At 52.2% G+C, this 10,453-nt stretch carries 5 protein-coding genes and 1 pseudogene; 1 reads left to right on the top strand and 5 read right to left on the bottom strand.

Annotated features, from left to right (window positions below; all coding sequences use genetic code 11):
• The first annotated feature begins 10 nt into the window (after positions 1–10).
• Positions 11–1,105 (top strand): IS630 family transposase, encoded by a 1,095-nt coding sequence (locus K2Y56_RS20065; RefSeq protein WP_292511708.1) that lies wholly within the window; start codon positions 11–13, stop codon positions 1,103–1,105.
• A 49-nt stretch (positions 1,106–1,154) separates the two neighbouring features.
• On the opposite strand, the pseudogene K2Y56_RS20060 reads toward K2Y56_RS20065, so the two are convergent.
• The 5 genes and pseudogenes from K2Y56_RS20060 to K2Y56_RS20040 all read right to left on the bottom strand — a co-directional run.
• A pseudogene (locus tag K2Y56_RS20060) lies at positions 1,155–1,669 on the bottom strand (IS3 family transposase); the annotation flags it as partial.
• 70 nt (positions 1,670–1,739) lie between these two features.
• Complete coding sequence (locus K2Y56_RS20055) at positions 1,740–2,483, bottom strand: glycosyltransferase family A protein (protein WP_292511706.1); 744 nt, start codon at positions 2,481–2,483, stop codon at positions 1,740–1,742.
• A complete protein-coding gene (locus K2Y56_RS20050) occupies positions 2,483–4,408 on the bottom strand; it encodes a glycosyltransferase family 4 protein (protein WP_292511704.1) in 1,926 nt (641 codons plus the stop codon). The genes K2Y56_RS20055 and K2Y56_RS20050 overlap by 1 nt, the downstream gene beginning before the upstream one ends.
• A 154-nt stretch (positions 4,409–4,562) precedes the next feature.
• Entirely contained in the window at positions 4,563–6,389 is a 1,827-nt protein-coding gene (gene glmS / locus K2Y56_RS20045) for a glutamine--fructose-6-phosphate transaminase (isomerizing) (protein WP_292511701.1), read from the bottom strand.
• 54 nt (positions 6,390–6,443) lie between these two features.
• Positions 6,444–10,127 (bottom strand): glycosyltransferase, encoded by a 3,684-nt coding sequence (locus tag K2Y56_RS20040; protein WP_292511697.1) that lies wholly within the window; start codon positions 10,125–10,127, stop codon positions 6,444–6,446.
• Between the last annotated feature and the right edge of the window lie 326 nt (positions 10,128–10,453).

Here is a 10,453-nt window from a genome sequence, read left to right as displayed (position 1 = left end):
CTTCCTCGGCATTCCTGGCATCCTCCAAAGGCTCGAAAGCCTACTTCAGGGAGGACCACTTTTCAGGGGGCAGGCCAAGCGACGCGGAACGGTTGGCTGCGACCGCTCCCGTCCGCTCAAGCACACCCAGCGCGCCCGCATCGTCCTGCTCTCAGCCGAGCGCCTGAGCGTCCAGGACGTCGCCCGGCGGGCGGGCGTCAGCCGCCCAGCCGTGTGGCGCTGGCAGCAGCGCTACGCCAAGGCGGGCGTCGAAGGTCTGCTACGCGACAAGACACGTCCACCCGGCACGCCGCCCCATTCGACCGAGACGGTAGCCGAGGTCCTGGCGCTGACCTGCTCGGAGCCGCCGGGCGAGGTCGCTCACTGGACTGGTCGTGCCGTAGCTCGTGCTCTCGGGATCTCGTTACGGGCCGTGCAGCGGATCTGGGACGCTCACCGCCTCCAGCCGCATCGTCTGCGCACGTTCAAGCGCTCGCGCGATCCCGCTTTCGCCGCCAAGGTCGAGGATGTCGTCGGCCTCTACATGGACCCGCCCACCCACGCGGTGGTGCTGTCCATCGATGAGAAGAGCCAGATCCAGGCGTTGGAGCGGACGCGCCTCGACCGGCCACTCGCCCCCGGCCATCCCGCCGCCCAGACCCATGACTACACCCGTCACGGCACGACGACACTGTTTGCTGCCCTCGATGTTTTGGCGGGTACCGTGCTCGGCCGTTGCATGCAGCGCCACCGGAACGGTGAGTTCGTCCGGTTCCTCAACGCCGTCGATGCCGCTGTCCCGCCCGGCAAGGCGATCCACGCGATCCTCGACAACGTCGCTACCCACAAACATCCGAAAGTGCACGCCTGGCTGGCTCGCCACCCGCGCTGGACGTTCCACTTCACCCCGACTTCGGCCTCGTGGCTCAACGACATCGAGGGCTTCTTCTCAGCGCTGACTCGTCGTGCGCTGCGGCGAGGCTCCTTCACCGGCGTCGTCGACCTGCAGGCGGCGATCAAACGCTACATCGCCGAGCACAACCGGCGCGCCAGACCTTTCGTCTGGACCAAACCCGCCACCGACATCCTCGCCGCCGTAAGCCGATCCCCTGAACCATCCGTCTGAGCCACTGCACTAGCAGCGCAACACGGAGGCCGAGAAGACGGAGCTGAAGGCCGGCCGCCAAACCCTGCTCAAGCAGTTCGTCGGTCATGCGCGGGTTGCCGTAGGTCTCGTGCGAGAGCGGGAAGGCGGACCGGAGATGGGCAAGCAGCACGAGATCTTCGCGCTGCCGAGCCAAGGCCGAACCATCCTTTCAACCAAAATAGCCGCTTGGGCTGACGATGAGGGCCTTGCACTGACGCACGACAGAGAAGTCTTTCTTCGCTAAGTCAATGAGGCAGAACCCCATCGACTTTCCTCCTTGGCGAAAAAGCTGCGACCCGCTTCAGGATCTCTCACTCCTGACGCAGAAGCTCGTTCTCACGGCACAGGCTCTTGAGCTCGGCGGCCATGTCCACCTGCCGGTCGGCCAGCGGGTGGTCCATCGCCCGCTCACGCCGACCGTCAATCCAGTTGCGCAGCGTCGATATCCCGAAGCCCAGATCGGCGGGAACGTCTGTTCGTTGGGGCCGGTCGCACCGACTCAGCACGAAACTCAGGGATAAAGGTTTGCTTCCGGACTGCTATCAGAACCCCGCTCCTACAAGAGGAAAGTTCTCTAAATTTTTGCAGGCAAATCGGTACAGTAATTATACTGTTATATAATTCGATTTACATTCATCTTCGAATTCATCTTCGAAAATATTCGCAAAATGTCCGGCACCACTCCGACAGAATTTGAATTATCTAATAGACTTGACGTCTTATTGCGCCTTATAAATATAATAGTATCAGGCGCAACAATGTGCCTGACATTTGAGACGGCAGTCTCAATATTGAATACCCAATCTTCATATCCAATTCCGTTTTTCAGATCATTCCTCCAATAGGGGATCTTCTCAAATATCTTTCGCTCAGCAAAAACCGACGAAGTCCATAAATTTTCGACCAATAATCTACTGAGTTTGACACCATCATAGCGGCAGTCAGGGTGTACCCAAAAATATTGATCATAATCTCTTCCAAAGAAAAGGTTAAACTTTGGATGAACTATACAATCGGTATCATGATTTACTGCTTCCTCGTAAGCTTTTAAAAGCCAATCATCACAGCACAGATCATCCCCATCAAGAAACGCAATGTATTTGCCACCCGCGGCTTCGACACCGAAATTTCTCGCTAATCCCAGGTCGCGAACATCAGTGATTTCAATACGACATTTGAAATCTAGATTTTTGACTAAGCGTAACGTACCGTTGTCTGGATTATCAAGTACTAATATTAACTCAGAAACAACACCGTGTTTGTTTGCATATTTCACAGCCGTTAATGCCGTATCTAGGGTTGGAAGGCAAATACGACCTTCCGCGTGAAGATTAACGATAAAGCTAATATCAATCATTATCGTTTTACTTTCTCGAAAAAAGCACCTGTAACAATATCTTTAAAGCTTTCATATGAATGCCTGTTTTTTATTAATTCTAAGGCTGCGGATGCTTTTTGCGCCGCCTGACTCGTTTTATTTAAAGCATTTTGCAAGTTTTGGACATAACTTTGAGGTTCGTCCGGTTTCTCCACTATCCAACCTGTTTCATCGGTCACAAGCTCTGATATTCCGCCAATATTTGGCGCAATTATTGGGACACAATTTACGGCTACTTCCAATAGAATATTTGGCAAGCCGTCCCATTTCGCTGTATATAAAAACGCATCATACTCGCCAAGCAACACTTCATCGATGTCTTCATATTTCCCATATATTGTGCAATTGAGAGGAATCTGCGACGTTGGTAGACCAACATCGGTCAAATCGCCACCAGCAAAAACAAAATCGATCTCGGGCATTAACTTAGCAATTTCAAAAGCTAAATCTAATCGCTTTTGAATTGAAAAACGTCCCGCCCATAAAACTCTTTTTCTATTTATTTGTTGTCGAGTAGCTTTTATGGGCGCATTTGCAATACCTACTGGTTGATAGACAACTTTGACTTTTGCTGCATCAGTTTCGTCTAATTTTAGATCCTTTATAATGGCGCTTCTGAAAGCATGATTATCAGTAATAACGTGACTAACCGACGATATGGCATGTACAAGATGAGTGCGTGCATAGCCGGCACGCCGGCCATAAACGTCATAATCGTAACAAAAGCATGCTACGATAATACTACATTGTCGAGACAATACCTTGCCATGTCTTTCAGCAAGACCCCAGCCTTGACGAGAATTGATTACCAATAGGCCCCGAACATTTATCAATTGCATGAATGTTGCTATCATCAAAGCTGCCGAATTATCGTTCATAGAACTAAATTCATCTGATAAATCAACAAATACATGCTTACTTCCTTTAAACCACTTTATTGCGTCACGTGGGCCATATCCCGTTACTATAATTATAATATTCTTTATTTCGTCAAACTCCGATAAAATATTGCTAAAATTTGCAGCAACTTTCTCTGCGCCGCCCGCGACAAGGCTATTCATCATAATTATAAAAGTTTCACCAGTATATCTAACCGATTCATACAGCTTTACTAGAGAAGACTCTTCTGATGAATCTATGACAATTCTGTTTAATCTTCCAATAGCGTCGATATCCTGCCAGGGTTTGAGCAGATCTGGCTCCAAATCATCCATTTTCTGAATTTTTTCTTTAATCATATCAATCGAGTCGTGTTTACCAGTAATAATTCTTCTTTCTTTGATGCCCCATCGTACATAATGGTAGAACGGATGTATATTTTTTATACCAGGATACCTGTCAAAATACTGCTCAGCATTGAATTGCTTTGATGGTTCAACATTCTTATCCGCCTCGAAATATTCCTCTAATACTGTTCGCGTTAATGAGTGAGATTTGCTTAGCTGATGAAGTACGTAAGCCTCATCAAACATTTTGTGAGGATTGAGACTACCTGGTTTGCTTTCTACATAATCAATGAGTGGATTTGTCGTAAGTTTTGTCTGAGATTTTACATAAGAGGTGTCAAAAGCTGGATGGGGATTACGATTTTCCTGAGCGCCATGAGTTATATAATGATATAGAGCACTAATACCGGATCCTTCGATATCAGTGTATGCTTCATGATAATAATGAGTATCAAAGATTCTATGAGGGCTAAGCCTAAGTTTATCACCTACCATCACGTAGTGCCAAACCGCCCGTTGTGGTGAAAGCTGAATTCCAATGTCTTGTGCTTGCAAAAGATAATATGACCGATCGAATAACTTCGATTTTTCCAAGAGATCGACTTGTCGTTTGATGCGGCGCCTGAACACACTAAATGGTATGTAAGCTTTCAATGCACTCGCGGATATCTGCCACATTTTCATCATAAATGTTCCTTTAATTTGCTTGTTGACGATTTTGCTTCATAAATCACGTACTAGATAGTGCAATAAACTTCGAGAATTAGCGGAAATATTTAAAAAGTCCTGAAACATAAGTTATTATACATAGTTCGTCAAGACTATATCTGTCTTACTCGACAGTGACGGATTTCGCGAGGTTTCGGGGCTGATCGACGTCTTTCCCCATCACCACGGCGACGTGATAGGCGAGCAACTGCACCGGCACCGCGTAGACGATGGGCGCGACGATAGGGTCGAGCGCCGGCATGGTGAAGGTCGCCATCGTGTCGAGCCCGTGCTCCGCCGCACCTTTCGCGTCGCCGATGAGCACGATCCGCCCGCCCCGCGCCGCGACCTCCTGCATGTTCGAGACGGTCTTCTCGAACACCGCGTCGTGCGGGGCGATGACGATGACCGGCACGCTCTCGTCGATCAGCGCGATCGGCCCGTGCTTCAGTTCTCCCGCCGCGTAGCCCTCGGCGTGGATGTAGCTGATTTCCTTGAGCTTCAGGGCGCCTTCCAGCGCCATCGGATAGCTCGTGCCGCGCCCGAGATAGAGCACGTCCCGCGCCTTCGCGACCTCGCGGGCCAGCCCCTCGATGTCCGGCTCCTGCGCCAGCGCCTCGGCCATCAGGCCCGGCGCCTTGATGAGCCCGTTGAGCAGGCGCCGCTCGCCGGCCGCGTCGAGGGTGCCCCGCGCCCGGCCCGCCGCGATGGCGAGGCAGAGGAGCACGGTAAGCTGGCAGGAGAACGCCTTGGTCGAAGCCACGCCGATCTCCGGCCCGGCCAGCGTCGGCATCACCACGGAGGACTCCCGCGCGATGGTCGAGGTCGGCACGTTCACGACGCTGAGCGTGTGCTGGCCCTGGCTCTTGGCGTAGCGGAGCGAGGCCAGGGTGTCGGCGGTCTCGCCCGATTGCGAGATGACCAGCGTCAGCCCGTCGCGCTCCAGGGGCGCCTCGCGGTAGCGGGCCTCCGACGCCACGTCGATCTCCACCGGCAGGCGGGCGATCTGCTCGAACCAGTAGCGGGCGACGAGCCCGGCATAGAAGGCCGTGCCGCAGGCGGTGATGTAGACGCGGCTGAGCTTGGCGAAATCGAAGGGCAGCGCCTCCGGCAGGATCACCCGGCCCTCGACCATGTCGACATGATGGGCCAACGTGCGGCCCACGACCTCGGGCTGCTCGTGGATTTCCTTCGCCATGAAGTGGCGGTACTCGCCCTTGTCGACCCGGAACGCCTGGGTGGCGATGGTCTGACGAGGGCGCTCCACCACGGCGCCGGAACTGTCCCGGAACTCGGCGCCCTCGCGGGTGAGGATCGCCCAATCGCCCTCGTCGAGATACGCGATGGCATCGGTGAAGGGGGCGAGCGCCAGGGCGTCGGAGCCGAGATAGGTGGCGCCGTGGCCGTAGCCGACCGCGAGCGGCGCGCCGTGCCGGGCGCCGATCAGCAGGTTCTCTTCGCCCGCGAAGATGAAGCCGAGGGCGAAGGCTCCGCGCAGGCGCGGCAGGGCGGCGGCCACCGCCTCGACCGGGCCGGCGCCCTTGTCCATCAGGCGGCTGACGAGCTGGACGACGACCTCGGTGTCGGTGTCGCTCTCGAAGCGGATGCCCTCCCCTTCGAGTTCCTGCTTCAGCTCGCGGAAGTTCTCGATGATGCCGTTATGCACGACGGCGACGCGCGCCGTGGCATGGGGGTGGGCGTTCACCTCGGTGGGGCGGCCGTGGGTCGCCCAGCGGGTATGGCCGATGCCGATCGTGCCGGTCAGCGGCTGCTCGGCGAGCCGCGCTTCGAGGTTGACGAGCTTGCCCGAGGCGCGGCGGCGCTGCAGGCTGCCGTGTTCCAGGGTGGCGATGCCGGCGGAATCGTAGCCCCGGTATTCGAGGCGGCGCAGCGCCTCGACCACCTGTCCAGCCACTGCGTCGCGCCCGACGATACCGGCAATTCCACACATATTCTCTCTAATGTGACAGTGACATACAGTACGTTTTAGATTCATTTCATATGCTCAGCCGGTACTAATTATCCTTCGAATAGAGCGCCCTTCGGAAGATCCATGTTCAATATAATGCACTAAAGGATTTTGGCCAGCAGCAGCTACATCCGGATACTGATCCAGATACCAATTTCCATCGAAATCCTGACTTGGCGATCTCCCTTCAAAAGCACCATGGAGGATATAGTGTTCGAGAGGATCCATATCGCCGAGATCGGAGTTGAATTGTCTATACCAAGTTGGATCGAACAACCCTGATGTTGCAACTATGCACCTCTCATATTGCCGACGACTCTCGACCTTGGTACGCCGTGGAGAAAACAAAGATGAAAATAGATATTTGAATGACGTTTGCTTCGGGAGTTGCAAAAAGCGTTTACGGGCTTCGCATAAAGAAAATTCAAGTCTGCGAATTCGTATATCTCGGTAGCTTAACTCGGGCTCGAGATACTCAGTCTTGACCTTCCAGACTGCATCGAGGCGGTCGGATGTTTCTCCAGCTAACAGCTCTAAACGTTCCACATCGCTTATCAATCGAGTATTCTCATCTCGCAGACAATTAGATTGACTCAAACTCGTTTCTAGCTCGCGTATACGCACGTCACGGCTAGCCAACTCAGGTTCAAAATATTCAGTTTTTACCTTCCATACTGCATCTAGACGATCTGAAGTTTCGCTAACCAATGATTTGAGACGCATGGTCTCGGATAACAACCACTCATTCTCATTCCGAAGTTGCAAGACATTCTCTTGATCTGACTCAAGATCTTTGATACGAGCTGTGTTTTTTTCTATTTCGCAGTCGAGATCTGCGGCTCTAGCCGATTCACCCACCATCCGTTGCGTAATTGATTCGGACAAATTTTCTAACTGCGCAACTTTGTCTTTCAATATTGAATTTTCGCTGTACAGTCGCGTAACTTCTTGATTAGCTGCCTGGGTGGTAAGCTCAAGGTGCTCTCGCTCCCGCTCGACAGCTTGTAATCTAAAAGCGTCAAAGCGCGGAAGTCCGACTAGATTTCGTGCAAGAAGCCGCATAGCTGGCCATCTTGCGTATGTTCGTGCCATCGATTTTGGCGTTACACGATAAAGGACGTCCGCCCTCGGAATGACAGCAATGCGTGAGCCGCTAGATACCAATCGCATGTAGAGCGCATAATCTTCCCACATTGCACGCGCTGTGGGGTCCCACCCGCCTAATTCACGGACCTTTTGTACCCGAAAACCTGAGTTCGCGTGCCCAAGAAGATTGTCGGTCTGTGATGCTACAACGCCGTCGCCAAGAGGACGGTATACGTAGCCATTTAGCTCTCCCGCTACTACATCGGTTCCGTCGTCAAACGCCATTAGATAAGGAACTGCGGCATCAACATCCGGGTTGGACTCCATAGTCTGTAAAATACCAGCAATGAAACAGTTAAGCACTATGTCATCAGAATCTACGTTGATAAGCACATCGGCAGTCGTAGTTCTGAGCGCAGTATTTCGAGCTGATGCAAGACCCTGATTTACATCGTGAACCACAACTTTGAGGATGTGGCTATGTTTGGAAAACTTGCTTATCAAAATAGAAAGATCATCTTTCGCTTCCTGGCAGGAAGCATCGTCGACGATAATAATTTGTTCGGGTCGGCGGGTTTGACAAAATAATGATCGCAGCAGCAATTCGACTTGGGCAGTTGGCGTGTTAAAGAACGGAATAACTACAGCGGCCGTTAGGCAAGTGCTCGCCCCGTCGTTCGAGGACAACTCAAAGGGCGCCTTGGCCTCATCGTTGATAGCAATCTGACGTTTGTAACTTGTCGCAAAGAAGGCTTGCCGCACGCGGGCTATTGCGGGACCAGAAATCGAAAGCAATCGTTCGAGGACACGGCGGAGCGATTTTGGATCCGGCTGCGAGACGAGTGTTTGCAAGAAACGTGGTGGCAGCATTTCTGGGACGCCGCCCGCGTTCACAACGATGGGCAATGCACCCGCCGACATAGAGTCGAGCACTGATAAAGGATAATTATCGGCAATATATGGCATTACAACAAGACAGCGCTCAGCATTTGCGCGAATACATTCTATTGCTTCATACCGAACCAAATTATCGTACTCTTCGACTGTAAAAACAGTCTTTAGTTTAAAAAATGCGGCTTCCCATTCATTCGTTTCTTGCGTTCTCGGCCCAATGATAACGATGCGTCGAAGACCACGGGCATGCAACTCTTCGACATTATCGCTCGTCAGTGCGTCCAAGAAAAGTTTATAACCTTTCATGAAGGTACGTTTGCCGAAGAAAATCAGCGTATCGATACGGTGCGTTGACGCGGGTGATATGAATTTCCCTGTGTAAGGATATCGCCGAAACTCACACTTTCGCCGATCAACATCAATGCCGGCATCGCGGTATAGATCTCGCAAGAAACGACTAGGAAAACAGACAACGTCTGCGTTTTCGACCGAGATTTTCTCTTTGATGGATGTCACAATGTGTGACCGACCGAGCCACTCGCGGCGTCCGTTTTCTAAATAGTGGGTATTGCCGTGACAGTGAACAACGACCGTAACATTCAGGGGTATAATCCCGGCACGCTTTGCCTGAGCGACGCGGCAGCCGATACCCTGATAATCCTGAAACTCAATTGTCTTTATTGCTGGGAAGAGGAACAATGCGCTTGTAACGGCACGAAGGATACGATCCTCGATCGGAAGCGACGGCATATCGGCATCGACACAGATCTCTTCAGGTAACAGTGCAAAGACAGGGCGTTCAACGTCGCTGATGATGCCTTGGCTCGCCACCAGGAGCAGCGTTCGGCTCTCCCCGTAGTTGTCGCGTTGTTCCACGACAAAGCTTCCGATACCCCCGGAAGGCGTAAATCCGTGAAGCTCGGAGGTGATTAATAGGTGCTCGGGAGCCCACCCCTCTGGGGCACTAAAGGTCCGACACAGCCGCCGACGATGCCGTTGGACGTTGTAGGTTGCCTGAATAATAATCGTAGTAAAAAACTCGTCCCATTGGTTGCAGCGCGTCCATCCCGCGCGACTCACCTCCAAACCGGCGTTTGAAACGAGTTGAACAAGCTCACGGAGGGTCCATTCGCGGATATGTGCCGAGTTCCCGGGGACATCGGTAGTATCCTCGTAATTCTGACGTTCGCGGTCGGGGGTCGAGATGAGGACGTATGAGTTTGGATCAAACGCAATCAAATTCCGGATTAAATTAAGTATCGGACGCACATCCGGCAAGTGTTCGATGACGTCGGAGAGAATGATAACTGCAGGTAGGTAATCTTTCAAACGCTCCTCAAGCACGTGTAGGTTATCTAGGTTTAAAAAATCGGCGTTGAGCCACTCATATTCTGGATACCGGGATTTGGCGACATCTAACGAGCCATTAAAATCGACCCCAATCACTTTGAAGCTACGGTCTCTCTTCAATGCAATGAGTTTGTCGCCGTTCCCGCAGCCTAGGTCAATAATGTTACTGAGCCTCAACCGCTCCGAAAGTACAATCGCCTCGTTGTAGACATCGGGTTGCCAAACAGCTTCGCCGTCAAGATCGTCCACGAAAGTGTCGTTGAACAAACGATTACCGCCCACCGACCCGAAATTCGACGCTGGCGTCAAGATTGATACGTCGATTGCAGTCAGCTTTTCCGGCTGTAATTCGCCGACAACACTCGCCGAAATGAGCCGCTTCTCTACCATAGGTAATCAATCTCACTTGAAGTTAGAAGGCTAGAACAGATTTTGGCCTTATTGTGTATTTAATTATTTGCAAAAAGCTTGTCTATTTCCGTTTAGGGTGGCATTTACAGATCGTGCGCGTCCGTAGCGCAAACAGCATGGTTCACTTGACACAGAAGGGCTCATTTTGAAACATCAAAAGGCTTTCCGAAGGGGTGATCGACACGTACCCCCTTTTGGCGCAAATTGCACTATATTCCGAGCGCTGTCCTAGCCCGTCTTATTCATCGGGCATCGGCGTACGCTGCGTTTTGGGCTGATGGCGCGCGCGATCGCTCGTCTGTTCT

The organism is Methylobacterium sp., from assembly GCF_019745455.1.
GTDB lineage: Bacteria > Pseudomonadota > Alphaproteobacteria > Rhizobiales > Beijerinckiaceae > Methylobacterium.
This window is presented reverse-complemented; position numbering and strand designations above follow the sequence as displayed.